Below are 25,099 nucleotides of genomic sequence, written 5' to 3'. Positions count from 1 at the left end.
AGCATTATTTTAGTTTATTTGACTTTACAGGGCGCTTTCCAGTAATGTTACACAACTTTATTTTTCGCTTTTGTTTCAGGTAGTTTGTGATGCCTGAAATCGTTTTTTAAATTTCAAACGGAGTAGGACAATATGTCTTTAAATCGTCGTGAATTTCTTCATGTAATGTCTATGGCTGCCGCCGCCGGGATGCTTCCTGGTACAGCGAAAGCGATGTCTTCAAGCCCAAGCAAGGGATCCGCTGTCTCTTCCGATATGTACAATGTTCCGATGAAAGGAAAAGTACGTTTGTTACACCTAACGGATACACACGCGCAGTTAAAGCCGATCTACTTCCGTGAACCAAACGTTAACTTGGGTACCGGTCCTGCTTACGGTAAATTGCCGCACGTTGTTGGTAATTATTTCTTAAATGAATTAAATATTCCTGAAAACACGCCTTTGGCGAATGCATTCACTTACTTGAACTTCCAAGACGCTTCTGAGCAGTATGGTAAAGTGGGCGGTTTCGCACACGTTAAAACCTTGTTGGACAAGTTGCGTGAAGCGGCCGGTGGTCGTGAAAACACTTTAACGATGGACGGTGGTGACTTGTGGCACGGTTCCGGTACCGCTTTGTGGACGCGTGGTCAAGATATGGTTGAAGCGTCTAATCTGTTGGGTGTGGACATTATGACAGGGCACTGGGAATTCACTTACCATGAAGACGAAGTCCTAACCAACCTTGGCAAGTTCAAGGGTGAGTTCTTGGCGCAGAACATCCGTATCAAAGAAGATTCTTTGTTTGGTGATGCTTACCGTGAAATGACGGAGCGTCACAATGGTTTGGGTATGTATGATGAAGATGATGCACGTCCATTCAAACCTTATTCAATTAAAATCGTTAACGGTGAGCGCATCGCGGTCGTGGGGCAAGCTTTCCCACGTACAGCGAACGCTAACCCACAGTCCAACTTCCCGGATTGGTCTTTCGGTCTGCGTGAAGATGCTTTGCAAGAAACCGTGAATCACATTCGTGAAAACGAAAAAGTGGCGGCGGTTGTGATGATTTCCCACAACGGTATGGACGTGGATATCAAAATGGCTTCTCGCGTTACCGGTATCGATGCGGTCTTCGGTGGTCACACTCACGACGGTATTCCTAAGACAATCAACGTGAAAACGCCAGATGGTGGTGTTTGTTACGTAACGAACGCCGGTTCTAACGGTAAGTTCGTTGGTTGCATGGACTTGGATATCCAAAACGGTAAATTGAGAGGTGTTGACTACAAATTGTTGCCAGTTTTCTCTAATGTTTTGGCGGCCGATGAAAGCGTTAAGACCTTCATCGAACACTTAGGCACCAAAGTCTATAACAAAGACATTATTGAGTCGCGTAACCCGAAATATTATTACAACAAAGATCGTCTAGGTAAGACTTACGACGAAATCCTAAATGAAGAATTGGCTGTGGCGGAAGATACTCTATACCGTCGTGGTAACTTCATGGGGACTTGGGACCAAATCATCGTAAACTCACTGCGCGAAGAGCACGACACGCAAATCGCTATGTCGGCCGGTGTACGTTGGGGTACGTCCGTATTGGCGGGTGAAACCATCACCATGGCACGTGTTATGGACGAAACGTCTATGACTTACGGTGAGACGTATAAGTCTGAAGTGACCGGTGCACAGATGAAAGATATCCTAGAAGGTATCTGTGAAAACCTATTCCAAAAAGACCCATACCTACAATCCGGTGGGGACATGGTTCGTTTGGGTGGTATGGACTATACCTGTGAACCGAATGCGTCTTTGGGTAACCGTATCTCCGACATGCGTTTGGACGACGGTACGCCGCTTGAAGCCAGCAAAACCTATACGGTTTCCGGTTGGGCTCAAGTGGATTCCGTTGGTGACGGCCGCTTGATGTGGGACGTTGCTGCGGATTACCTACGTAACCACAAAAACGACATGAAGCTGAAGAAAGTTAACCATCCTAAGTTGGTTGGCGTGAAAGGCAACCCAGGTATTGAAGCTTACCCAGGTGAAATGGCTTAATCGAACGAACGATTAGTCAAATAAAAAGCCCGCTTATGCGGGCTTTTTTTATGAGCGTTTTAAGCGCTTTATGGCTTTATGTCACAACACGGTGGCAATAAAAAAACCACCAGGCCTGGTGGTTTTTGCGTTTCCGGGAGCTCTGGGTGTCTGTTAAGAGGCTGAGTCTCCGTGCTTGTCCGTTTCGGTTTCCGAAGTTGTGGACGGGGCTTTATTCAAATAGGCTTTCAAGGCCTTTGACTTGCTGCGAATCTGGAACGTCAGTTTTGCCACGTCGTCAAAGTGTTTTGCAAAGTGAATTGTCATGCCTTCCTTGAGGTAATCCGGCAGTTCGTCGTAATCTTTGCGGTTTTCTTCCGGCAGAATCAGTTCTCGAATACTGATACGGCGCGCCGCAATCACTTTTTCTCGAATCCCGCCCACCGGTAGCACCTGTCCGGTCAAGCTGAGTTCGCCTGTCATGGCCAAAGGTTTTTGAATCGCTTCGTTACGAGCCAGAGACAGGAGGGCCGTCGCCATGGTGATACCGGCACTCGGGCCGTCTTTTGGCGTGGCGCCGTCTGGTACGTGCAAGTGGACAAATGCTTTGTCGAAAAATTCCGGGTCGGCTTTGTATTTATCCAGGTTGGACGCAATGTAGCTGTAAGCGATGCTGGCGGATTCCTGCATGACTTCACCGAGCTGACCGGAGAGCTTGAAACCGCGGTTCAAGGTATGAACACGACTGGCTTCGATGGTCAGGGTGGCGCCGCCCATTGACGTCCACGCCAGACCCGTGACGGTTCCCAGTTGTTGATTGGTCTTTTCCGGCGAAAAACGCGGCTGACCCAGCATGGATTCCAAATCGTTCACATGAATGGATGTTTGTTCCAACTCGCCTTTGACAAAACGAATCGCCAGTTTACGAATCAACTTCGCCAGCTGTTTTTTCAGGTTTCGCACACCGGCTTCCCGTGCATAGCCTTCAATGACATGACGGATGGTGGCCGGGGTGATTTGCACCTGTTTTTTATCCAAGCCGGCGTCTTTCAATAAGCTTGGCCACAGGTGGTGTTTGGCAATCTGCACTTTCTCTTCGGTGATGTAACCCGACAAGCGAATCACTTCCATACGGTCCAGCAATGGGCCTGGAATGGTGTCCAGTGTATTGGCGGTACAGATGAACAAGGCTTTCGACAAATCGAAGCGTACGTCCATATAATGGTCCATAAACTCAGTGTTCTGTTCCGGGTCCAGCACTTCCAAAAGCGCCGATGCCGGATCGCCTTGATAAGAGGAACCGATTTTGTCGACCTCGTCCAGCATAATGACCGGATTGGCGGTGCCACAATCTTTTAAGGCCTGCACGAATTTTCCCGGCATGGCGCCGATGTAGGTGCGACGGTGTCCTTTGATTTCCGCTTCATCACGCATGCCACCGACCGAGAAGCGATAGAATTTACGCCCCAATGTATCGGCGATCGAACGACCGATGGAGGTTTTTCCGACCCCCGGTGGTCCGACCAGACAAATAATGGAACCGGAAATTTCGCCTTTCAAAGCGCCCACCGCCAAAAACTCCAGAATGCGGTCTTTAACGTCGGTCAGGCCGTCGTGGCCTTTATCCAGAATTTTCTTGGCGCGCTTCAGGTCCAGTTTGTCTTTGCTGTATTGACCCCACGGCAGTTGCGTTAGCCAATCCAGCCAGTTGCGCGCCACGCCGTATTCCGGCGATTGCGGGTCCAACATATTGATTTTGTTCAATTCTTCTTCGGATTTCAGTTGCGCTTCTTCCGACAGCGCCAGTTTTTCGATGCGCTCTTGGAAGAGGTCGGCATCAGCGGTGCGGTCGTCTTTGACCATGCCCAGTTCTTTTTGAATTTCCTTAAGCTGCTGATGCAGGAAAAACTCACGCTGTTGTTGCGTCAGGTTTTCTTCCACGCGTTCGCGAATATTGAACTGCAACTTGGTCACTTCGATTTCATGCTTGAACAGGTTCAGCACTTTTTCCAGGCGTTCGCTCAAGTCGAGCGTATCCAGCAAGTCTTGCAGTTTATCATTGCTGGCCGCCGTTAAGCTGGCCGCGAAATCGGCCAGATGGTGGGAATCGGATGCGCTGTAACGGTTCAGAAAGTATTTCAGTTCTTCGCTGTACAGCGGGTTCAGCGGCAACAGTTCTTTGAAGGCGTTCATAATCGCCAGACCGTAGGCTTTGTACTCGCTTGGGTTGCCATTTCGAATGTCGGCCGGATAGGTCACGCGGGCACGGTAAGGCGGTGCTTCGTGCACCCATTCGGAAATTTGAAAACGGCAAATGCCTTCCGCAATTAACTGAATGTAATCGGGTTTGACCTTTGGATCGTGGATACGCACCAGTGTTCCGGTTTGGGCGAAGTCGCTCGGGTCGGCTTTGAAGTGGTCGTCGGTATCGACATAAATGATGCCGATGTACTGAATTTTATTGTCAATGACGCTTTGAATGGTGTCTTGCCAGATGTCTTTGTCCAGAATAATAGGCAACGTTTGACCCGGAAAAAACGGACGTTCTTTCACCGGCAGTAAAAACAGCGCTTCCGGACGTGACATATTCGCTTTCACCAGCATATGGGCGGAGCTGTCTTTTGCAGCATCACCGTCGTGTGCGATATGTTCGCCGTCCAGTGCATTATTGCTCCCAGCTTGATCGGACAAGTCATACTCGGCGGTATGGTCAACGAATTCGCTGAAGGTGATGTCTTCGTCGTTCATCTCCGGGGTCGCTTCCTCAAGGGCTTGGTCGAGCAAGTCTTTTAGGGCGTTTGCATCGTCGTTTTTTGTCATATCACTCGCGTCTTTTTGAAATTAGATGTTGTGTTAATAGGGTGTCGGTGTGGAAATTCAAGGGCTCGCAATAGAAATTTTGCATTTCCGTGACGGGTGCATTTTGTCGTGGAGTTTCGGTTCTCTGATTTGACGAGATGCAGTATCATATGAGCAATTAAATTTAGATAAAACGAAATATTCACCAGGCCTGGTGAATATTCAACGTTATCAACAGGAAGTACAGTATGAAAAAAATCAAAGTGGGATTTGTCACAGTCTCAGATCGAGCCAGTCGAGGGGAATATGAAGATTTAGGGGGGCCGGCCATGCGTGAATGGATTGGCAAAGCTCTGGTGTCGGAATGGGGCGCGGTTTCGCGAATCATTGAAGACGAACAATCCTTGATCGAATCCACTTTGATTGAGTTGGCGGATAAGGAACTCTGCGATTTGATTTTAACCACCGGCGGCACGGGCCCGGCGAAACGCGATGTGACACCGGAAGCGACTGAGGCGGTGTGCGATAAAATTCTGGATGGGTTTGCCGAGCAGATGCGCGCCGTGTCGCTGCAATATGTGCCGACCGCGATTCTGTCGCGGCAAATTGCCGGCACGCGCGGCGCGTGTTTGATGATTAACCTGCCCGGAAAACCATCCGCCATTGGCGAATGTTTGGAAGCCGTGTTCCCGGCGGTGCCTTATTGCATCGACTTGATTGAAGGGGCTTATATGGAAACGGACGAATCCTTTGTGAAAGCCTTTCGCCCTAAGCATGCCAAAAAACCGAGCGCTTGAATTGAACCGACGCCATCGGATGGCATGCCTGAATTCCACTACCAAGAGACGACAAGATGACAAACTTTAATTATCAGTATGAACACTTGGAAACCGTGACCGATTTCGTACGGTGGGGTGGTACCTTGTTTCAGAAAGCCAACCTCGCGTTTGGCCATGGAACCGACAATGCGTTTGACGATGCGCGCGTACTGGTCTTTCACGTTTTGCGTTTGCCTTGGGATATTCCCGATAATTATTGGTCGGCTCGTTTAAGCATTACTGAAAAGCGCGAAGTCACGGAATTGTTCCGACAGCGAATCGAAAGCCGGAAACCCACCCCTTATTTGATCGGCGAAGCCTGGTTCGCCGGGTTGCAGTTTTACGTTTCGGAAGCCACTTTAGTACCTCGTTCACCGATTGCCGAATTAATCGCCGAGCAATATCGCCCCTGGGTGGAGCCGGAAGCGGTGACCGATATTTTGGATTTGTGTACCGGCAGCGGTTGCATCGGCATCGCCAGTTTGCAGGCTTGCCCGAATGCTCAAGTGGATTTGGCGGATATTTCCCCGGATGCGCTGGCCGTGGCACAGCAGAACATTGAGCGTTATGATTTGCAGGGCATCGCTCGTGCGGTCGAATCGGACTTGTTCAGCGCTTTGGACGGTAAGCAGTACGATTTGATTGTGTCCAACCCGCCGTATGTGGATGCCATTGAAATGTCGGCCTTGCCGGAAGAGTTTCATCAGGAGCCGCGTTTGGGGCTGGAAGCCGGAGAGGATGGTTTGGACCTGGTTCGCCGAATTCTGGCGGACGCGGCACAATATTTGAAAGAGGATGGTACCTTGATTGTGGAAGTGGGCGTGTCGCAATTTTATTTGGAACAAGCGTACCCGGAAGTGCCGTTTTACTGGTTTGAATTTGAACACGGCGGCGAAGGGGTGTTTGCCCTGCAAAAATCCGAACTGGACACCTTTCAAGATCTGTTTGACGACCGCAAAAACGGGTAAATCGGTACGATAAATTTTCAACGAAACGACTTTTTGTGTTTAAAAGAATGGATTTGGTTAGGTATTTGCTTAGCCTTTTCCGATGTCTAATGATTTATCCAATTATGAGATAAAGAAGGAAAACGAATGAACACAAGGTCCAGTTTTTTGATTCTGCTCGGTTACCTCGTCTGTCTGCCGTTGTATGCGGCCGACAACAAGGTTCCCCCCTTGATTGATTTGGGCGCCGAAGCGAAAAAACAGGCGGAGAAGCAGAAAAAGATTGCGGTGAGTCAGCCAAAACCCGCTGAAAAACCGAAGCCGAAAGCCGCCGATCAGGACACGTCTGAGGCGAAAGTTGCCGCCAAATCCAAAACGGATGAGTCACAAGCCAAGCCGAAGGAAACCAAGCCGGTGGATTGGAGTTATTTCGGCCAGGACGGGCCGAATCATTGGGGCAAGCTGTCGATCGCTTACGCGACCTGCCAATTCGGACAGAACCAGTCGCCCATCAACTTTAAACGCGACGATGCCGTGGGCACCACTTCTCTGGACGGCTTTGATGTGTATTACCGCAAAACCATTTTGAAGATGATCAACGACGGGCACGTTTTGAAAGTGGAGGTGCCGTTGGGCAGTTACATTATGCTGAACGGGCAACGCTATGAATTAACCGAATACGAATTCCATACGCCATCCGAACATCAAATCGACGGTTTCAGTTACCCGATGGAAATGCAGCTGGTGCATAAGAACGGCGATGGTCATTATGTGGTGGTGAGTATCCTGTTTCAGGAAGGCGAGGCCAATGAAGCCTTGGCGGCGTTTTTAGACCGTTTGCCGAAGCAACTTAACAAACTGGATGTACACGACAAAGTCCTGGTGCATCCGGCAAAAGCGTTTTTTCCGACGGATAAACGTTTCTACAAATACAGCGGTTCCATGACTCAGCCGCCGTGTGATGAAGGTGTTTACTGGATGGTCTTCAAGCAGCCGGTGGAAGCGTCTGCCGAGCAGTTGGCGCAAATGAAAGAATATTTAGGCACCAACGCGCGCCCGGTGCAACCGCTCAATGCCCGTACGCCGCTCAAGTCCTGGCCGGATCGTCAAGCACAGGATAGTTTCTATCTGTATTGAACGGCACACTCGGATGTGACCCAATATAAAAAACCGCCAGGCCTGGCGGTTTTTTTATGTCTTCGGATTTCGTGACACTGAAATACCATTGTCATCTACTGGCTTTAGAATCTTTCTGCTACAATGAAAGAAATCCCTTTTTGAGGCCCGTATGACCGCATTATATTCACGTTGGAAGTCGCTTAAAACTCGCTATAAGGTACTCATATACACATTCTTATTGGTTGGTGTCTTTTTATTGGCATTGCCCTGGATGTTGCAAAAAGGCTTGGAAGAAGCTTTGTTAAAACAGGGTGCGGAGTCAGTGAGTATCGAGAAGGTATCGGTGAACCTCTTTACCGGTCGTCTGGAAATTTTCAACCTTAATGTCGAAGTCAAAAACCACCAATACCTGCATTTGGGGCACTTAAAAGTGAACCTTTCCTGGGCCGCGCTTTTCCAAAAAAACATCAAAATTCAAGAGCTGGCGATTTTCGATACTCGAATTGAAATCGATTACCAGCCCGGCGAACGCATTCAGGTGGCCGGATTATCGTATTCGCTGGACAAAAAGACACAAGAACCCCCGCCTGAAGAACACCAAGATCCGTTTTCGTGGGGACTGGGTATTCAGTCGCTGGAACTGAACAAAGCCGTGTTGGAACTGAAAACACCGGAACTGGATAAACGCATCGAGTTCGACAAGGTGCTGCTTGAAAAAGCCATCAATTGGCAGCCGGATGATGCCGCCGAACTGACGTTTGAAATTCAAGAAGATCAAAACAATCTGGTGGGCGATTTTCAGGTCTGGCCATTTGCGGAAAAGCAACGTTTAAGTGGTGATATTGTTGTTAAAAACCTCGACTTGGCGACCTACCGAAAATACCTGCCGCCGGAAATTTTAGAGCTTTCCGGCTTGGTGTTCGGCGATGTGAAACTGGATGTCGTCAATGAAGGCGGAGAGCTTAAGGTCACTCAAAAAGGACGCCTTTCATTCCAAAAGCTGGCATTTGAGCAGGCCGATTTACGCATGACCGGCGCGCTTGTTAACTGGGACGGCGATATTCAAGCTTTGGTTCGAAAAGGGCACGCGGCGGTGCAAACTCAAGGCGAATGGCACTTAAAAGATATTGGTTTGCACGCCCAGACGGCGGATATTAATTTGGGCGAAGTGCACTGGAATAACCACAGTCAGGTTGACGTGACGGACGGAATCCCGAAAGTAAAAACCAATGGCGAATTGAAAGTGTCGCACTTGGCTTTGGCCGATCAAGCCATGACGTTGGGCAATCGTCACCTGAATTGGCAAGGCGAACTCAATGTCTCTCAATCCGACAAAAACGGGCTGGTGATTACGCTTCCGAGTAATGCTCTGAAATCGGAGCAGTTTTTGTTCAAACAACCCGGCACGGAAGCCAAATTGAAGGATTTGGATTGGAAAGGGCCGATTAAGGTCACGATTAAATCGGGCGAGAAAGCAACCGAATCAGAGAAAGCGGATACACCCATCAATATTGCTTTATCCGACAATCACCTTGCCATTTCTGAGCTGGCCGTGAACGCGGACGATGCCAAAGCCGATGTCAATCAATTGGATTGGCAAGGCGGTTTGGACATGAACCAATCGCACAAAACCGGGTTGGTGGTTTCATTGCCAAGCAGCGCTTTGAAAATGGCGCGGCTTGGGTTCTCGCAACCGAAAACTCAAGCTAAAATAGAAGATTTGGATTGGGCCGGACCGGTCAAAGTCACGGTTAAACCGACCGAAAAAATGGATGAAAACTCCGCCAAGTCGAAGAACACGAAAACACCGGTTGATATTGTATTAACCGACAACCGCATTGCCTTGACGGCGGTTGGGGTGAATGCGGATGGTTCCAAGGCCGACGTCAGTCGTTTGAATTGGCGGGGCGGCATTCAAGTCGGCACCTTGCCGCATCCTACGGTGCAAACCGATGGACATCTCGACGTAAAACAATTGGCGGCGGCGTATCAAGATTTGTCCGCCAGTTTGAAAGCCTTGGACTGGAAAGGCAAAACCGATGTCACCGTGGCGGATTCACCTCAAGTGGAAACCGCCGGACAACTGGCGTTACAGTCGGTCAAACTTGACAATACGCGTACCAAAATGACGGTCGCCGATGTGGCTCAACTCAATACCCACCTAGCCTTTACCGCGCCACAAGCCGTATCGTTGAAAGGGTTGAATGTAAAAGAACTTAAGGTGGCCTCCAGCCAGGAATACACGCAACCTTTGTTATCCACCGGCGCTGTGACGATTGACCGAGCCAGTGTGAAAAACAATCAAGCGGTGGATGTCGGCCAAGTGACCTTGCAGGATATGAATGTGACGCTGGCCTTTAATGAACATACGAAATTAGGGCAAATCGAAGCTTTGAAGGCCGCTTTGCAGCCGAGTCCAAAACCGAAATCCGAAAAAGCGGAGTCAGAACCAAAAGCGGCTAAGAAAGACGCGGCTCAAGCTTCCAAGGAAACAGCACCGCCTTTCCGGTTGCAGCAGTTTGATATCACCGGCGACAGCCATGTCTATTTGACCTCCACGGGCATTACGCCGCCATTGCATCAGGATATGCGGATTCAAACCGGGCACTTGGGGCGTTTGGATTCGACACAAGCCCACGAAAAAACCCCGCTGGACATCAAGGCGGCGATTGACCAATTTACCAAGGTGACGGTAAAAGGCGATTTCCAACCGTTTTCGCCGAAAGTGAATGCCGACATTAAGGCGAATATCCAAGATATGGATTTGTATGCTTTCTCGCCTTTGATTCGTCGTTCGCTTGGCTATCGCATTCAAAGCGGCTCCTTGAATATGAAGTCGGACATTCAAATCAAACAAGATATTCTGGACGCCGATAACCGTTTGAAACTGGTCGGGTTTGAGATGGAAGCCGATTCCGTCCCGGTCCCGTCGGAAACGACTAAAGGCAATGACATCGAGAAGGCCGCTTCTGACGTGGATAAGGCGGCCAGCGATCTCGGAAAAGCGACCAGTACCGGTTCCATGAGTCTGGCGCTGAATCTGTTACGCGACGGTGATAACAACATCAATTTGAACGTGCCGGTTAACGGCGATTTGTCCGACCCCGGTTTCAATATTGCACAAGTGGTTTCGGTTGCTTTCTTTAATGCGATGAAAGGCGGTTCGAAAGCCATGCTGGCAATGACGTTACAACCATACGGCGCGATTTATCTGGCGGCGGAATACGCCTATAAAAAAGCCGGGGAAATGACGTTGCAGCCGGTGCAATATAAGCCAGGCCTGGATGAATGGCGCGCGGATATGCCGGAGTATTTGAAGAAAATCACCAAGCTGTTGAAGGATAAAAAATCCGTCACCTTGAAAGTGTGCGGTTTCTACAACCAAGCCGACCGCGATTACTGGGTTAAACAAGGGCTGAAGGGGTCAGAGTTGGAAGACAAACTCTATCAATTGGCGCGTCAGCGTCAGATTCAGGTCAAAACCTGGTTGGTTGAGCAGGGCGGCATTGCCTCCGGCCGTTTGACTACCTGTTATCCGAGTTTTGAGGATTTGCCGGATAGCGGCGTCATGTTGTCGATGTAGGTCGAGTCATATTATTTTAAGTTAGTTCAAACCATAAAAAGCAGTTGTTCACGGAGTATTCATGTTAAATCGAGATGATTTGATTTCAAAACCGGTGTATTTGAATCACGGTGAAATCGAAGCCAAACGCGCCGAAATCAAGGCCTATTTCAACGTCACTTACGATACTTATGAAACCCTTTTCGAAACGCTGGTGTCGGACGACGCTTATTACGAGCGCCCCTGTGAACTGCGCCATCCGCTGATTTTCTATTTCGGGCACACGGCTACTTTTTTCACCAATAAACTGGTTCTGGCCAAGCTGTTGCCGGAGCGTATTAATCCGCAAATCGAATCCATGTGCGCCATCGGCGTGGATGAAATGTCCTGGGATGATTTGGACGAATCGCATTACGACTGGCCGAGTGTCCAAGCCGTGCGCGAATACCGCCAGCAGGTGCGCGACGCGGTGAACCATTTGATTGATACCGTGGATTTCCACCTACCGATTGATTGGGAAAGCCCCATGTGGCCGGTGATGATGGGGATTGAACATGAACGTATCCACTTGGAAACCTCGTCGGTGCTGATTCGCCAATTGCCGATTGAATCGGTCAAGCCGCACCCGCTGTTTCCGGTGTGCCCGGACAGCGGTCAAGCACCGGAAAACATTTTGTTTGACGTCCCCGGCGGGCGGGTCACCATCGACTATCAAGACCCGGCGGAAACCTACGGTTGGGACAACGAATACGGTCAGCATCAAGCCGATGTCAACGACTTTAAAGCCGCCGCCTTTTTGGTGTCCAATCATGAATATCTGGAGTTTGTCGAGGCCGGCGGTTACGACAACCCGGAATATTGGACCGACGAGGGCAATCGCTGGCGTCAGTTCACGCCGGACAAGCATCCGACCTTTTGGGTGAAAAAAGACCAGGCCTGGTATTTACGCTGTATGACCGATGAAATCCCCATGCCGTGGGATTGGCCGGTGGAAGTGAATTATCTGGAAGCCAATGCCTTTTGTAACTGGAAAGGGCATCAGACTGGTCGTCCGATTCGTTTGCCGAGTGAAGATGAATATTTAAGGCTGCGAGACCATACCCGCGCGTTGGAAAAACAGGGTGAGGCCAATATCAATTTGCAGCAATACGCTTCGTCGGTGCCGGTGAACCGTTTTGAAACCGGCGATTTCTTCGACGTGGTCGGTAACGTCTGGCAATGGACGCAAACGCCGATTTATCCTTATGACGGTTTTAAAGTGCATCCGTTATACGATGACTTCACCACGCCGACGTTCGATAACCAGCATAACCTGTTCAAAGGCGGGAGCTGGATTTCCACCGGCAACGAAGCCAACGGCCATTCGCGCTATGCGTTCCGTCGTCACTTCTTCCAGCACGCCGGTTTCCGTTACATTGAGTCGGACGAAAGCGTTCAAACCCATTTCTCCACTTATGAAACCGATGACCTGGTGTCGCAATACTGTGAATTCCATTACGGCGACGAATATTTCGGCGTGGCGAATTTCGCGCAGGCTTATGCCGAATTGGCGATTAAAGCGGCGCGCGACGATGACGACTTGGCCGGTCGCGACGACTTGAGCGTGTTGGAAGTGGGCTGTTCGGTCGGCCGTGCCAGTTTTGAATTGGCGCATCATTTCGCGCAGGTCACCGGTTTGGATTTCTCGGCGCGTTTCATTCAGGTCGCCAACCAATTGAAAGAGTCCGGCAATGTGCTCTACACCATTCCGACGGAAGGTGAAATCATGGATTTTAAAGAGCAGACGTTGGCCGATTTAGGCTTGTCCGACGTGGCACAACGCTGTGAGTTTATGCAACAGGATGCCGCGAATCTGAAACCGCATTTCACCGGGTACGACATGGTAGTGGCCGTCAATCTGATTGATCGTTTGTACGAACCGAAGCGCTTCTTGAGCATGATTCACGAACGCATGAACGACGGCGGACTGCTGTTGTTGGCATCGCCTTACACCTGGCTGGAAGAGTTCACCGCTAAAGAACATTGGCTGGGCGGTTACAAGGACGCGCAAAGCGGTGAAAACGTCACCACCTTGGAAGGCTTGCACGCCGTGTTGGATTCCGAATTCGAGCGGGTTCAAGAACCGTTTGAGTTGCCGTTTGTGATTCGCGAAACCCAACGCAAGTTCCAGCATTCTTTGTCCGAAGTTACGCTTTGGAAAAAGAAATCCTGAGACGTGTAAACAATCGTTTAAAAAGGGCAACTATGTTTCCAGATTTTGAACACGCCATTTCCCGTTTAGGCACCGATTCCGAAAAATACGAGTCGCGGCAACGTTTGTTCGGTTCCGAATCGGTGTTGCCGATGTGGGTGGCGGATCAGGATTTGCCCACGCCGGATTTTATTCTGGATGCTTTGAAACGCCGTTTGGAACACCCGATTCTGGGCTACAACGTCATGCCGGACAGCCTGTATCAATCGATTATCGATTGGCAAGCGCAATACGGTTACGAGGTGAAGGCTTCGGACATCCTGTTCACGCACAATGTCGCCAATGGTTTTTTTATGGCGGTGTCCGCCTTTTCGGAACCGGGCGATGCCGTGTTAGTGCAACCGCCGATTTACCCGCCGTTTTTGCACGCGCCGGAAAATAACGGTCGCCGTCTTGTAGAAGCGCCGTTGGTGTTGCAAGACAATCGTTATCAAATCGATTTTGACGCGTTTGAAGCCGCCATTACCGAAAACGAGGTGAAGCTGTTTTTGTTCTGCAATCCGCAAAACCCGTCCGGCCGCGTTTGGCGGCGGGAAGAATTGCAACGCTTAGCGGATATTTGTTTGAAACATGGTGTGACGGTGGTGTCCGATGAAATCCATGCCGACATGACCTTTCCGCCATTGCAACACACGCCCATGGCGTCGTTGTCGGAAGCGGTGGCGCAAAACACAGTGACGCTCAGTTCACCGGGTAAAACCTTTAATCTCGGTGGTCTGCAAAGCGGTTACGCCATTATCGCCAATCGCGCCCTGAAAGCGGCTTATCTGAAAGTCTGTCGCGCCAATTCCATTCACGACTTAAACCTGTTCGGCAAAGAAGCCATGCAAGCCGCCTATTCGGAAGCGGGAAAAGCCTATCGCGACACCTTGCTGGTGCATTTGCAACATAATATTGACCGACTGGAACAAACTCTGGCCGACTGTTTGCCCGCGGTACGCGTCATGCGCCCGGAAGCGTCTTTTCTGGTATGGTTGGATTTTTCTGAACTCTTTGGCACAAAGTTTCAAAACCAAGAAGACTTAAAACGCTGGCTCACCGAAACTGCGCAACTAGGCTTGAATGACGGCGAAAGCTTTGGCGAAGTGGGTAAAGGGTTTATGCGGATTAATATTGCAGTGCCGACGGAAACAATGGATGAAGCTTTGAAGCGTTTTAAAACTGCGGCCGAAGTCTTAAGGAGATAATATATCCGTCTATGTTTGTGCTAGATTGTTCCAAAAGCTTTCTGCCTTCTTCTTAGCGCTTTGCTCAACTTCCTCGACAACGTATGTGTATGAGAATTTTTGCATTAGTTTATTAAAGGATAGAGTGATTGTTCGCATTTTTTCGACAGCTTCAATAGCCTCACCAATGTAATGTCCATTATCTTGGGTAGAATAAACACCTTCTTTATGTGCCAATAGCTTACTTCTAATTCCGATAATCCGCTTACCAAACTCTGAATTTAAAAAGCTTTGATATGATTCCAAGCATTGGGATAGCAACTTATTAAACTCCTGTTCTTTTTCTTCTTTGTATCTATTCTGCCATGAACTTGACGTATCCATACTTAGGGAAATGGTCGAAGGGGGGCGAATATAGTATTTTTTAAGAAACTCTCTAAAATCCTCACGTTTAGGGTCTTCCATTTTTTTTAATAGCTTACGTATGCTTAAGTTTGAAGACTTTTCCGAAGGATCAAAGAGCCAGGCGTGAACATCAATTAATATAGATGAATATAGGGTTTCTTGAATAACCTTTACCGAGCTTAAAGTGCAGGGGGTCAAGTTATTCGTCATATCTCTTGCGGAAGTTATCGACTGCTCAAGCAGTGATTTCTTTTCTAAGATTTCCAAATAACCTTTTAAAGCGCTATCGACAATCTTATGACATTTATTCAGTTCATTATCCAATTTCATTGGAAGCTCTCGAAATACATAACCTGTGAATGATACCTTGCATGGTTTTGCTCATGAAAAATTAATATTTCATTTGTAACAGGTCTAACAAATAAATAGGTATTTGAATCTACGGATTTATATTGCTCATAATAGTAATTATTAATTATAAAGTAATACCTAAAAATCACCAGGCCTGGTGATTTTCGTTATTGGTGCGGGCATGAATCTGCTACAATAAATTTCTTCCTTCCTATGTTTTATGGCCCGGTTCTCGGGTGTTAAGGTGTTTTAAAAGATGTCATCACTGTATGCGTTTTTGAAAAAGGCTAATCACTTTTTTCAAGAAGATTTTGAGGAGCAACTCAAAAAGTCCGTCAATGTGTTGCGAATCATTCTGACGATTTTTATGATTGTGTATCTGGCTGCGTGCCTGTTCAGTATTTCGAGCAAGTTGTTCGAGTTTTTATCGCATCAAGGCGCATTGAATTTTCCGTCGATGAAAATTCTGCTGACGGATGCATTGTTCACGCTGATCGTTCTGGCGATTGTGAAGGCGCTGTTTATCAAGGACAGTTTCGTGTATGCACTGACGTTTTTGGAAATCGCCTTTGTGGTGATTATCCGAAAACTGATTCTGCTGGAAACGGTGCCGGCGGAGAATTGGACTTTGTTGATTCTGGGCGTGGTGTCCACGGCGTTTTTTGTGTTGTTGATTTACATCCATAACCTGATTCGCCGTTGGCGGTTGGAAGACCGCGAACGTCGCGGACAGGAAGACGAACCGACCGGCATTAAAATGCCTTGATTTTGACCAGGCCTGGCTGTTTCATAGATAAAGCGGTTGGGTGAAAAGTCGTTATTAATCAAGCAAAATTCAGCCAAGTTCGATAACGATTCAAACCAAAGATTCAACTCATTAGGAGGCGTCATGCTTTACAACGCGTTAGGACATTCCGATATTCAGGTCAGCCGCATTTGCTTGGGCACCATGACCTGGGGCGAGCAAAATACGCAAGAAGAGGCGTTTGAACAGATGGATTACGCTTTGGATCAGGGCGTGAATTTCTGGGATACGGCCGAATTGTATGCCGTGCCACCACGTGCTGAAACCTATGGCCGAACCGAGGAAATCATCGGTAACTGGCTGGCGAAGACCGGCAAGCGAAATGAAATCGTCTTGGCGTCGAAAATGGCGGGGCCGTCGGAAATTTCACAACACATTCGCGGTGGCAAAAGCCGTTTCAACCGCGAGCAGATTACGCAGGCCTTGGATGCGTCTTTGAAGCGTTTGAAAACCGATTATCTGGATTTGTATCAACTGCATTGGCCGGAGCGCAACACCAACTTTTTCGGTCAGTTGGGCTATGAAGCGGGGGAAGACCCGAGCGACCTGACGCCAATGGAAGAAACGCTGGAAGTGCTGACGCAGTTCGTTAACCAGGGCAAAATCCGCCACATCGGTTTGTCGAACGAAACGCCGTGGGGCACGATGAAATTTTTGCAGTTGGCCGAGCAACATGATTTGAGCAAGATTGTGACGGTGCAGAATCCGTACAGTTTGTTGAACCGCAGTTATGAAGTGGGGCTGGCGGAAGTGTCGCACCGCGAAAACGTCGGTTTGTTGGCGTATTCACCCTTGGGCTTCGGGGTGCTGAGTGGCAAGTATTTAAACGATTCGGCGGCGGCGAATGCGCGTTTGAATTTGTTTCCGCATTACGACCGTTATTCCAACGACAATGCGGTGAAAGCGACCGAACTGTATGCGGCCTTGGCGCGCGGTAACGGTTTGACGCCGACGCAATTGGCACTGGCGTTTATCAACAGCCGCCCGTTCTTGACGGCGAACATCATTGGCGCGACCACCATGGAACAGTTGAAAGAGAACATCGACAGCATTCACGTCCAGTTAAGCGATGAAGTGTTGTATCAAATCGAGCGTATTCACGCGCAATACACCATTCCATCGCCTTGATGGTCTAATCGTTCGCGTTGGGATTAACCGGTTTTAAGGTTGGTCCAATGCGCCTAAACGCGCCACGTCATAGGCACCGGATGCGGTATCGAGTTGATAGATATTGAAATTGGTGTCGAGGTCGAAGCCTTGTAAACGCTTGGCGTAGTTGGTGGACAAACTGCCTTCCGGTGAATGCACGCGGTGGAAAACATAAGGTTCCCAGCCGAGAATGGCGGCGCCGTCGTGAATTTTATCGCCGTTGTGATAGACCGCATCGGCGGTGACTTCAAAGCGTTCCACCTGACCGTGCTTTTCCGAATACAACTCCACTAAACGCTTGCCTTGATGCACCACCAGTTTATCTTCTTGGTCGGTGTGCATGTACCAATACCAGGTGTCGTCACCGGCAATTAATGGGCTTTTTCCGCCCGGTTCGTGAATCACCAAATCCACGCCCGCCAGGCCGTCGGTGACGCCTTCAACGCTGAAAAACTGCACATTGGGGGTATTGCGTAACGGTTTTAAGGGGATGATAAAACACAGGTGTTCGATGTAGGTTTGGCGTGCGCCGGGTTCAATGCTTAACATGCTCAGTCTCTTAATGATTCGATTATAAAAACCGTTTTGTCGGACGAGTCTGGCGCCGTTGCCGCTGTCGTGGGACTTTCGGTTAAAGTGTAAGCAATCGTTTACGTCTTGCCAAGAGAATCTTTTAAGAAATCAAATGCTTTGAGGGTGTCTGCATACGGCTTATTACGAATACTTATTAGTATCTCATTATATTCTATTATCTTTTTAAAGTCGGGCGGCGTTAGGATAGGTTTGGTATCGCTGTATTCAGTGTTGACGACTTAAAGCGATTTTGAATTGATTACAAGGAGCGGTTATGGGGTTCAAACACTTAGGCATTGGGATGGTTGTGAGTATGCTGGGGTTGCCGGTGGCGGTTGAAGCGGAGGAAACGAGAGCGATTTTTTTGAATGGTCTTTACGGGGATGCTACACCGCAAAATCCGTTGCCGGTGAAACTGGAAGTGATTAACGGTAAGGCGAAAGGGTGCATTATCGAGGGAACGGCGGTGTTGAATAAGCGTCATCGACGTTATGAGTATACCTTGCAGACGCCGCAGTGCCAGTATGAGGGGCAAACCGTTCCGGTGGGTACTTTGGTGCGTGGGCAGCACAATATTCCGGGCACCATGGCCAACAGTGGCATGGGGCGTGGTTATTGGTTTTCCAATAAAGGCTTAATCGTGACCTTGTCTGAGCAATAAATGAGCAATAAATGAGAGTATGCCGCATTACGGCGATTCATACGGCGTAATGAATTCCGGTGGTACTTTGCAGGCCTGGTGGGTTTTGAGATTCATGCAGGCCCATTGTGTGTGGCCGAAAAACACTTCCTGACCATCCGATAGGCGGAAAATCTGATAGTAGCGCCGACGTTGGCAGCAGCCGATCTGCTCGCCGACCCAAGTGCCAATTTGCAATTCGTCGTCCAGGTAACAGGCGGCACGGTAGTTGAGTTCATGCTGGCGCACCACCATGATTTTTCCGACTTGGCGTTGTACCGACTCGTCGATGCCTACCGCCAGACTGTGTTGCCAGGCGATGTGTTCCATCCAGTTTAAATAGACTTTATTGTTGACGTGATTGAGAAAGTCAATTTCGTCTTCGGTGACGATATGGTTTTCGATAAAAGGCTTGGGATGCCGCCATTTGAGCGATGAGTTCATTGCGTTGGCCTGACTAAGCTTAAGGTTCATTCTTGTGGTTCATTGAGGTAATTTGGCGTGACTCCTAGTATAATGCAGAATTCCATGAAAGAAATTCGAGAAAGTAAATTATGTCGGGCAATACGTTAGGGAAAAATTTTTGTGTGACCACCTTCGGTGAAAGCCATGGAATCGCGTTGGGTGCGATTATCGATGGCTGTCCTCCGGGACTGGAATTGACAGAAGAGGACATTCAGGTTGAATTGGATCGTCGCAAACCAGGCACGTCAAAACACGCCACGGCGCGCCGCGAAGACGACAAGGTGCAGATTCTTTCCGGCGTGTTCGAAGGCAAAACCACCGGCACGCCGATTGGCTTGCTGATTCATAACACCGATCAGCGTTCTAAAGATTATTCCAAAGTGGCGGAAACCTTTCGTCCGGCGCATGCCGATTACACTTACACTCAGAAATACGGCGTGCGTGATTATCGCGGCGGCGGGCGTTCTTCCGCGCGTGAAACCGCCATGCGCGTGGCAGCCGGTGCGATTGCTAAGAAATATTTAAAAGAGCGTTTGGGCATTGAAATCAGAGGCTATCTGTCACAGTTGGGGCCGATTACGGTGGAAAACGTGACTTGGCCGTTCGATAACGATAACGAATATTTTTGCCCGGACCCGGTCAAAAAAGAAGAAATCCGCGAATACATGGACAATCTGCTGAAGCAGAAGGATTCCGTCGGCGCGAAAATTTCCATCGTGGCGAAGAATGTGCCGGTTGGGTTGGGCGAGCCGGTGTTTGACCGTTTGGATGCCGATTTGGCGCATGCGCTCATGAGCATCAATGCGGTGAAGGGCGTGGAAATCGGCGATGGGTTTGCCGTCGCTGCGCAACGCGGCACCGAACACCGCGATGAGATGACGCCGGAAGGCTTTGATTCCAATCATGCCGGTGGCATTCTGGGCGGTATTTCCACTGGGCAGGACATCATTGCGCACATCGCTTTGAAACCGACGTCCAGCATTATGACGCCGGGGCGCAGCATTAACCGCGACGGCGAAGCAGTCGAAATGGTTACCAAAGGCCGTCACGACCCTTGCGTGGGTATTCGCGCCACGCCGATTGCCGAGGCGAAAGTGGCGTTGGTGCTGATGGATCATTTTATGCGAAACCGTGCCCAAAACGGAGATGTGGTGCCGCCGATTATGGATTTGGCGCATCCGGAAGCCTAATTTCACCTAATCTCAGCTCATTGAGTTTTATTTTTCTATTTCAAATTCGGCTCGAGCCAATGATGTTTTATAAATCTCGATCATGGTTCGAGACGCGCCCGTTGCAAACGGGTGTGATGTTTTCGAGTCTCTGAGGAGCTTGCATGCCGGAACAGCTTTATCGACAAGCCTATCCAAAGCTTTCCAGTTTTTACTTTTTCTATTTCATGTTGTTCGGCGGCCTGATTCCGTATATCGGCTTGTATTATCAGTCGCTGTCTTTCAACGCCATTCAAATCGGCCAACTGATGGCGATGTTCATCGCTACTAAAATCGTGGCGCCGAATGTCTTAGGCTGGTTGGCGGATAAAACCGGCCGACCGATTTTCTGGTTGCGCTGGACGGCGTTTTTAACCGTGGTGTTCTCAGTTGGCTTTGTGACCACCGATTCGTTTCTGGGCTTGTTGTTGACGGTGTTTGGCTTCGGGTTCTTTTTTCATTCCGCTTTGCCATTATTTGAATCCTATACGTTCACCACCTTGAAAGGCGTGAAGGAACGCTATGGCTTGGTGCGGCTGTGGGGGTCGGTCGGGTTTATTGCAGCCGTGTTATGGCTGGGGTGGCAGATAGAGGCCTGGTCGATCGCGACCTTGCCGTGGACCTTGGTGGGCTTGGCCGTGGTGATCTGGCTGGCGACCTTTGCGGTGCAGGAACATTCCATGGTGCGGCACGAAGACCACGCCAGTTCATTTTGGGCGATTATCAAGCAACCCTGGGTGGCGAGTTTGCTGGTGGCGAGTATTCTGATTCAATTCTCGCACGGCACCTATTACAGCTTTTACAGCATTTTCTTGGACGAACACGGTTACAGCAAAAATGCCATCGCCTGGTTGTGGGCTTTGGGCGTGCTGGCGGAAATTGTGGTATTTTTCTGGATGGTGCCGTTGTTCCGGCACTTTCGGGTCAAAACGCTGTTAATGGTCAGCCTGGTGTTGACGCTGTTGCGCTGGGGGATGATTCCTTTAGTTCCCGACAGCTGGCCGTTGTTGGCGTTTGCGCAATTGTTGCATGCCGCCAGTTACGGTCTGTTCCATGCCGCGGCGATTTATCTGATCGACCACCATTTTTATGGTGATAACCAAAGCAAAGGGCAGGCGATTTATGCCTCCGCCAGTCATGGATTGGGCGGGGCTTTGGGGATGTTGGCGGCCGGTTATGCCTGGTATGCCGGCGGCGCGGATTGGGCCTTTGGCGTGAGTGCGCTGGCGGTGGTGTTGGCCATCGGCATTGCGCAAAAATGGGTGACAAACCCTTGATGGTGCCTAATGCGGTTTTGCCCAGGCCTGGTGGTTTTTGGGGTGGATGATTTGGCAAGCAGCCTGTCGGACTTAAGCCAATCGGCTGCAAAAAAGCTGGACTTGACCATTTTTGGCCCAATTTTTCGTTCAATAGCGGGCTATTCGCCTCAAAATTGAACGAAAACTGACGCAAGCCAGACTTTCTTTCGCATCGATCATTTAAGTCCGACAGGCTGCTAGAATCCATTTGACAGATTACGGAAATATCACTAGTATTAAGGGTATTTAAAATATCTATGTTATTGAAAATAAAGTATTAATTTTTATCGTGTTGAGATGAAAATTTTTAATATAGGTTCACTGGCATGGCATTGAAAACAATAAAATAATTGCAATAACAATGTCTTAACCGGCTTTCCATTCCGAGTGGGTTAAGGTATGGCATTGCCTCGCTAACTTATAAAGGATCAATATGAAACTGGAATCCATCGCTCTGCATCACGGGTATGAATCGGAAAGTACGACGAAATCGGCCGCTGTACCTATTTACCAAACCACGTCTTATACCTTTGACGACACGCAACACGGTGCGGATTTGTTTGATTTGAAAGTGCCTGGCAATATTTACAGCCGTATTATGAACCCGACGTGTGATGTGTTGGAAAAACGCATGGCGGAAATGGAAGGCGGTGTGGCAGGGTTGGCGCTCGCCACCGGTATGGCGGCGATTACCTATGCCATTCAAACCATTGCCCAGGCCGGGGACAACATTGTCAGTACCAGCCAGTTGTATGGCGGCACTTATAATCTGTTTGCGCATACGTTTCCGCGTCAGGGGATTGAAGTGCGAATGGTGAAGGCGGACGATTACGACGCTTTTGAAGCGGCGATTGACGATAAAACGCGTGCCATTTTCTGTGAATCCATCGGGAATCCGGCCGGTAATGTGGTGGATGTGGCACGCCTGGCGGAAATCGCGCATAAGCACGGTTTGCCGTTGATGGTGGATAACACGGTGGCGACGCCGTATTTGTGCCGTCCGATTGATTTGGGCGCGGACATTGTCATTCACGCTTTGACCAAGTTTGTCGGCGGGCACGGCACGACCTTGGGCGGCATTGTCATTGATTCCGGAAAATTCGACTGGGTGGCGAATAAAGACCGTTTCCCGATGTTGAATGACCCGGATCCGTCTTATCATGGCGTGAGTTATACGCGTGACATTGGTGCGGCAGCCTTTATTGCCCGTTGCCGCGTGGTGCCGTTGCGCAATACCGGTGCAGCTTTGTCGGCGCACAGTGCCTTCTTGCTGTTGCAGGGCTTGGAAACCCTGGGGCTGCGCATGGAGCGCCATTGTGAGAACACCCTGAAAGTGGCTGAATATTTGAAGAAACACCCAAAAGTGTCCTGGGTGAATTATGCGTCTTTGCCGGATGACAAATATCACGAAGTCTGTATGAAGACTACCAAAGGCTCCGGTTCCGGTATTTTGAGCTTTGGCATTAAAGGCGGGCGCGAAGCCGGCGGTCAGTTTATCGATGCCTTACAGATGATTCTGCGTTTGGTGAATATCGGCGATGCCAAATCGCTGGCGTGCCACCCGGCGACCACCACTCACCGCCAGTTGAGTCCGGAAGAATTGGAAAAAGCCGGGGTGTCGGAAGATTTGGTGCGTTTGTCCATTGGCATTGAGCACATAGATGATATCATTGCGGATATCGAGCAAGCGTTGGAGAAAGTCAGCGTTTAAATCGGCCGCTTCTTGAACTAGGAGGGCGTTAAAATGCATTTACTATGGTTACTGTTGCTGCTGGTTATCGGCATTATTTGCATGAAGCTGGCGGAAATGAAAGGGCGCTCTCCGTATGCGTGGGCGGTGCTGGGTATTTTATTCGGCCCGTTGGCGCTGGTCGTATTGCTGTTTTTGAAACCGAAAAATGAAAACGAATTAGTGTGAGGAGTTTGCATGCGTTTATTGCATACCATGTTGCGAGTGGGTGACTTGGAAAAATCGATTCAGTTTTATACCGACGTCTTGGGAATGAAGTTATTACGCCGTAAGGATTACCCGAAAGGCGAATTCACCCTGGCCTTTTTGGGGTATGGGGATGAAGAGAACAACACGGTTTTGGAATTGACCTATAACTGGGACGTTTCCTCGTACGACTTGGGGGAAGGGTATGGACATATCGCCATTGAAGTGGACGATGTGTATCAGGCGGCGGACGCGGTGAAAGCGGCGGGTGGCAAAATCATTCGTGAAGCGGGGCCGATGAATGCTGGTAGTACCATTATTGCATTTGCCGAAGACCCGGATGGCTACCAGATCGAGTTTATCGGTGCGGATCATCAACGTTGGTAAGGCGTGTTCTTTTTAAAGCATAGATAGGGATTTCATGACCGAGTTGTTTTCCGATGCCGTGCCTGTGAATACGGTGTCACATTTGATTCAGCTTTCCGTGGCGCCGGTGTTTTTATTGGCCGGTATCGGTAGCTTGCTCGGGGTGTTAGTCGGGCGTTTGTCACGCATCGTATCCAAGTCGGAAGAATTGAGTAATATTCTGATGATGGAAAAAGCCCAAAGCCCGATTGACCGGCGTTCCAGCGAAATTCGCCAGCGGTTGGACTTCCTGGAACGGCGTCGTCGTTATCTCAATCATGCCATTCTGGCCTGTACCATGACCGCTTTGTTGGTGGCGCTGGTGATTATGATCATGTTTCTGAGCGCGTTCTTCGCGTTCAACGGTTCGTTGTTCATCGCGGTGTTGTTTATTTTGGCGATGGCATCCTTGATTGTGGGGTTGCTAATTTTCCTGCGTGAGATTTATTACGCTTCCCATTCGTTGCGTTAACGTCTTTTTCTGAATGGCTTCCGCTATAATACGTTTCTTTTTTGTGTCTGAAATAAGGATGGGCCATGTCTCAGTTTGAAAACGTTACCGCTGTCAAAGCGGCGAATATTTACTACGATGGAAAAGTGACCAGCCGTACGTTGCTGTTTGCGGACGGCAGTAAGAAAACCTTAGGTATCCTATTGCCGGGTGAGTATGAGTTTGGCACGGAAGCGGCCGAGATCATGGAAATGCTGGCTGGAGAAGTTGAAGTGTTGTTGCCGGGTGAAACCGAGTGGCAAACATTGGTTGGGGGAGAAACCTTTAATGTGCCGGCCAACTCGAAATTCGGCATCAAAGTGAACACCGTTGCCGATTATTGCTGTTCTTACATCGAGTAAGTTTTCGTTTTAACGACGGGATTCAGCGTCGTATTTTCGTTATACCAAAAACGCCCAGGCCTGGGCGTTTTTAATCAACCTATTCGTTAGGTTCCTTGTCCGACGGCGGGCTCGAGTCCGTGGCCGATGCGGTTTTTTGTTGTTTGGCTTTTTTGCGTTTGACGGACTTAAAGTAGAAGTGCAGTCCGAAATGCGCGGCGATGAGCAGGATGAAAACGCCCATCATGATTTCACCGATATGGTTAATCCACATAAGATGCCCTTTGTTTTTCCATTTGTTTTTAAAGGTTTT

General features: G+C 49.2%; 22 protein-coding genes. 17 read left to right on the top strand and 5 right to left on the bottom strand.

What is annotated here, in order from left to right; all coding sequences use genetic code 11:
* The first annotated feature begins 132 nt into the window (after nt 1-132).
* Nucleotides 133-2,040, top strand: coding sequence for a thiosulfohydrolase SoxB (gene soxB / locus AC0KH7_RS08085; RefSeq protein ID WP_472372372.1), 1,908 nt, complete (start codon nt 133-135; stop codon nt 2,038-2,040).
* A gap of 153 nt (nt 2,041-2,193) precedes the next feature.
* On the opposite strand, the gene lon is transcribed toward soxB, so the two are convergent.
* Nucleotides 2,194-4,839, bottom strand: a complete 2,646-nt coding sequence (lon, locus tag AC0KH7_RS08080; protein ID WP_472372370.1) for an endopeptidase La — start codon at nt 4,837-4,839, stop codon at nt 2,194-2,196.
* A gap of 227 nt (nt 4,840-5,066) precedes the next feature.
* On the opposite strand from lon, the gene mog reads away from it, so the two are divergent.
* The 6 genes from mog to AC0KH7_RS08050 all read left to right on the top strand — a co-directional run bounded on the left by mog (nt 5,067) and on the right by AC0KH7_RS08050 (nt 14,702).
* Nucleotides 5,067-5,615, top strand: a complete 549-nt coding sequence (mog, locus tag AC0KH7_RS08075; protein WP_472372368.1) for a molybdopterin adenylyltransferase — start codon at nt 5,067-5,069, stop codon at nt 5,613-5,615.
* Nucleotides 5,616-5,671: 56 nt separating this feature from the next.
* A complete protein-coding gene (gene prmB / locus AC0KH7_RS08070) occupies nt 5,672-6,604 on the top strand; it encodes a 50S ribosomal protein L3 N(5)-glutamine methyltransferase (protein ID WP_472372366.1) in 933 nt (310 codons plus the stop codon).
* A 126-nt stretch (nt 6,605-6,730) separates the two neighbouring features.
* Complete coding sequence (locus AC0KH7_RS08065) at nt 6,731-7,720, top strand: carbonic anhydrase (protein ID WP_472372364.1); 990 nt, start codon at nt 6,731-6,733, stop codon at nt 7,718-7,720.
* Between the two features lie 151 nt (nt 7,721-7,871).
* Nucleotides 7,872-11,285: a DUF748 domain-containing protein gene (locus AC0KH7_RS08060; RefSeq protein WP_472372362.1), complete on the top strand. Its 3,414-nt coding sequence runs from the start codon at nt 7,872-7,874 to the stop codon at nt 11,283-11,285.
* A gap of 61 nt (nt 11,286-11,346) precedes the next feature.
* Nucleotides 11,347-13,476 carry a 5-histidylcysteine sulfoxide synthase gene (gene ovoA / locus AC0KH7_RS08055; RefSeq protein WP_472372361.1) on the top strand — a complete coding sequence of 710 codons (2,130 nt, stop codon included), beginning with the start codon at nt 11,347-11,349 and terminating at the stop codon, nt 13,474-13,476.
* A 32-nt stretch (nt 13,477-13,508) separates the two neighbouring features.
* Entirely contained in the window at nt 13,509-14,702 is a 1,194-nt protein-coding gene (locus tag AC0KH7_RS08050) for a PatB family C-S lyase (protein ID WP_472372359.1), read from the top strand.
* Between the two features lie 9 nt (nt 14,703-14,711).
* Here AC0KH7_RS08050 and AC0KH7_RS08045 read toward each other — a convergent pair whose 3' ends face one another.
* A complete protein-coding gene (locus tag AC0KH7_RS08045; protein ID WP_472372357.1) occupies nt 14,712-15,416 on the bottom strand; it encodes an AbiU2 domain-containing protein in 705 nt (234 codons plus the stop codon).
* Nucleotides 15,417-15,693: 277 nt separating this feature from the next.
* On the opposite strand from AC0KH7_RS08045, the gene AC0KH7_RS08040 reads away from it, so the two are divergent.
* Both AC0KH7_RS08040 and AC0KH7_RS08035 read left to right on the top strand, forming a co-directional pair.
* Complete coding sequence (locus AC0KH7_RS08040) at nt 15,694-16,203, top strand: hypothetical protein (RefSeq protein WP_472372355.1); 510 nt, start codon at nt 15,694-15,696, stop codon at nt 16,201-16,203.
* 123 nt (nt 16,204-16,326) lie between these two features.
* On the top strand, nt 16,327-17,370 hold the full coding sequence (locus tag AC0KH7_RS08035) for an NADP(H)-dependent aldo-keto reductase (protein WP_472372353.1): 1,044 nt from the start codon (nt 16,327-16,329) through the stop codon (nt 17,368-17,370).
* Nucleotides 17,371-17,403: 33 nt separating this feature from the next.
* Here the strand turns inward: AC0KH7_RS08035 and AC0KH7_RS08030 are convergent, their stop codons facing one another.
* Complete coding sequence (locus AC0KH7_RS08030; RefSeq protein ID WP_472372351.1) at nt 17,404-17,940, bottom strand: hypothetical protein; 537 nt, start codon at nt 17,938-17,940, stop codon at nt 17,404-17,406.
* A gap of 298 nt (nt 17,941-18,238) precedes the next feature.
* Between AC0KH7_RS08030 and AC0KH7_RS08025 the strand changes: the two genes are divergently transcribed.
* Nucleotides 18,239-18,625, top strand: a complete 387-nt coding sequence (locus AC0KH7_RS08025; protein WP_472372349.1) for a hypothetical protein — start codon at nt 18,239-18,241, stop codon at nt 18,623-18,625.
* 27 nt (nt 18,626-18,652) lie between these two features.
* Here AC0KH7_RS08025 and AC0KH7_RS08020 read toward each other — a convergent pair whose 3' ends face one another.
* Nucleotides 18,653-19,087, bottom strand: a complete 435-nt coding sequence (locus AC0KH7_RS08020; RefSeq protein ID WP_472372347.1) for an acyl-CoA thioesterase — start codon at nt 19,085-19,087, stop codon at nt 18,653-18,655.
* 110 nt (nt 19,088-19,197) lie between these two features.
* Between AC0KH7_RS08020 and aroC the strand changes: the two genes are divergently transcribed.
* From aroC to ppnP, 7 genes are all read left to right on the top strand, one after another.
* Nucleotides 19,198-20,298, top strand: a complete 1,101-nt coding sequence (aroC, locus tag AC0KH7_RS08015; protein ID WP_472372345.1) for a chorismate synthase — start codon at nt 19,198-19,200, stop codon at nt 20,296-20,298.
* Nucleotides 20,299-20,441: 143 nt separating this feature from the next.
* The gene (locus AC0KH7_RS08010) at nt 20,442-21,593 is read left to right on the top strand and encodes an MFS transporter (protein ID WP_472372343.1); all 1,152 of its coding nucleotides are present in this window, start codon (nt 20,442-20,444) and stop codon (nt 21,591-21,593) included.
* Nucleotides 21,594-22,047: 454 nt separating this feature from the next.
* On the top strand, nt 22,048-23,325 hold the full coding sequence (locus AC0KH7_RS08005; protein ID WP_472372341.1) for an O-acetylhomoserine aminocarboxypropyltransferase/cysteine synthase family protein: 1,278 nt from the start codon (nt 22,048-22,050) through the stop codon (nt 23,323-23,325).
* Nucleotides 23,326-23,358: 33 nt separating this feature from the next.
* Complete coding sequence (locus AC0KH7_RS08000; protein WP_472372339.1) at nt 23,359-23,532, top strand: hypothetical protein; 174 nt, start codon at nt 23,359-23,361, stop codon at nt 23,530-23,532.
* A gap of 9 nt (nt 23,533-23,541) precedes the next feature.
* Nucleotides 23,542-23,937, top strand: coding sequence for a lactoylglutathione lyase (gene gloA, locus AC0KH7_RS07995; protein WP_472372337.1), 396 nt, complete (start codon nt 23,542-23,544; stop codon nt 23,935-23,937).
* Nucleotides 23,938-23,971: 34 nt separating this feature from the next.
* On the top strand, nt 23,972-24,427 hold the full coding sequence (locus AC0KH7_RS07990) for a DUF2721 domain-containing protein (RefSeq protein ID WP_472357080.1): 456 nt from the start codon (nt 23,972-23,974) through the stop codon (nt 24,425-24,427).
* Nucleotides 24,428-24,492: 65 nt separating this feature from the next.
* Nucleotides 24,493-24,807 carry a pyrimidine/purine nucleoside phosphorylase gene (gene ppnP, locus AC0KH7_RS07985; RefSeq protein ID WP_472357089.1) on the top strand — a complete coding sequence of 105 codons (315 nt, stop codon included), beginning with the start codon at nt 24,493-24,495 and terminating at the stop codon, nt 24,805-24,807.
* 79 nt (nt 24,808-24,886) lie between these two features.
* Here the strand turns inward: ppnP and AC0KH7_RS07980 are convergent, their stop codons facing one another.
* Entirely contained in the window at nt 24,887-25,060 is a 174-nt protein-coding gene (locus AC0KH7_RS07980; RefSeq protein ID WP_472357092.1) for a hypothetical protein, read from the bottom strand.
* Nucleotides 25,061-25,099 lie beyond the last annotated feature (39 nt).

Origin of the sequence: Hydrogenovibrio sp. (assembly GCF_965140365.1) — a bacterium.
Classification (GTDB): Bacteria; Pseudomonadota; Gammaproteobacteria; order Thiomicrospirales; family Thiomicrospiraceae; genus Hydrogenovibrio.
This window is presented reverse-complemented; position numbering and strand designations above follow the sequence as displayed.

What these genes read in the sequence shown, in the direction of transcription:
- soxB (WP_472372372.1), top strand. Translation starts at nt 133, where the DNA reads ATGTCTTTAAATCGTCGTGAATTTCTTCATGTAATGTCTATGGCTGCC.
- lon (WP_472372370.1), bottom strand. Translation starts at nt 4,839, where the DNA reads ATGACAAAAAACGACGATGCAAACGCCCTAAAAGACTTGCTCGACCAA.
- mog (WP_472372368.1), top strand. Translation starts at nt 5,067, where the DNA reads ATGAAAAAAATCAAAGTGGGATTTGTCACAGTCTCAGATCGAGCCAGT.
- prmB (WP_472372366.1), top strand. Translation starts at nt 5,672, where the DNA reads ATGACAAACTTTAATTATCAGTATGAACACTTGGAAACCGTGACCGAT.
- AC0KH7_RS08065 (WP_472372364.1), top strand. Translation starts at nt 6,731, where the DNA reads ATGAACACAAGGTCCAGTTTTTTGATTCTGCTCGGTTACCTCGTCTGT.
- AC0KH7_RS08060 (WP_472372362.1), top strand. Translation starts at nt 7,872, where the DNA reads ATGACCGCATTATATTCACGTTGGAAGTCGCTTAAAACTCGCTATAAG.
- ovoA (WP_472372361.1), top strand. Translation starts at nt 11,347, where the DNA reads ATGTTAAATCGAGATGATTTGATTTCAAAACCGGTGTATTTGAATCAC.
- AC0KH7_RS08050 (WP_472372359.1), top strand. Translation starts at nt 13,509, where the DNA reads ATGTTTCCAGATTTTGAACACGCCATTTCCCGTTTAGGCACCGATTCC.
- AC0KH7_RS08045 (WP_472372357.1), bottom strand. Translation starts at nt 15,416, where the DNA reads ATGAAATTGGATAATGAACTGAATAAATGTCATAAGATTGTCGATAGC.
- AC0KH7_RS08040 (WP_472372355.1), top strand. Translation starts at nt 15,694, where the DNA reads ATGTCATCACTGTATGCGTTTTTGAAAAAGGCTAATCACTTTTTTCAA.
- AC0KH7_RS08035 (WP_472372353.1), top strand. Translation starts at nt 16,327, where the DNA reads ATGCTTTACAACGCGTTAGGACATTCCGATATTCAGGTCAGCCGCATT.
- AC0KH7_RS08030 (WP_472372351.1), bottom strand. Translation starts at nt 17,940, where the DNA reads ATGTTAAGCATTGAACCCGGCGCACGCCAAACCTACATCGAACACCTG.
- AC0KH7_RS08025 (WP_472372349.1), top strand. Translation starts at nt 18,239, where the DNA reads ATGGGGTTCAAACACTTAGGCATTGGGATGGTTGTGAGTATGCTGGGG.
- AC0KH7_RS08020 (WP_472372347.1), bottom strand. Translation starts at nt 19,087, where the DNA reads ATGAACTCATCGCTCAAATGGCGGCATCCCAAGCCTTTTATCGAAAAC.
- aroC (WP_472372345.1), top strand. Translation starts at nt 19,198, where the DNA reads ATGTCGGGCAATACGTTAGGGAAAAATTTTTGTGTGACCACCTTCGGT.
- AC0KH7_RS08010 (WP_472372343.1), top strand. Translation starts at nt 20,442, where the DNA reads ATGCCGGAACAGCTTTATCGACAAGCCTATCCAAAGCTTTCCAGTTTT.
- AC0KH7_RS08005 (WP_472372341.1), top strand. Translation starts at nt 22,048, where the DNA reads ATGAAACTGGAATCCATCGCTCTGCATCACGGGTATGAATCGGAAAGT.
- AC0KH7_RS08000 (WP_472372339.1), top strand. Translation starts at nt 23,359, where the DNA reads ATGCATTTACTATGGTTACTGTTGCTGCTGGTTATCGGCATTATTTGC.
- gloA (WP_472372337.1), top strand. Translation starts at nt 23,542, where the DNA reads ATGCGTTTATTGCATACCATGTTGCGAGTGGGTGACTTGGAAAAATCG.
- AC0KH7_RS07990 (WP_472357080.1), top strand. Translation starts at nt 23,972, where the DNA reads ATGACCGAGTTGTTTTCCGATGCCGTGCCTGTGAATACGGTGTCACAT.
- ppnP (WP_472357089.1), top strand. Translation starts at nt 24,493, where the DNA reads ATGTCTCAGTTTGAAAACGTTACCGCTGTCAAAGCGGCGAATATTTAC.
- AC0KH7_RS07980 (WP_472357092.1), bottom strand. Translation starts at nt 25,060, where the DNA reads ATGTGGATTAACCATATCGGTGAAATCATGATGGGCGTTTTCATCCTG.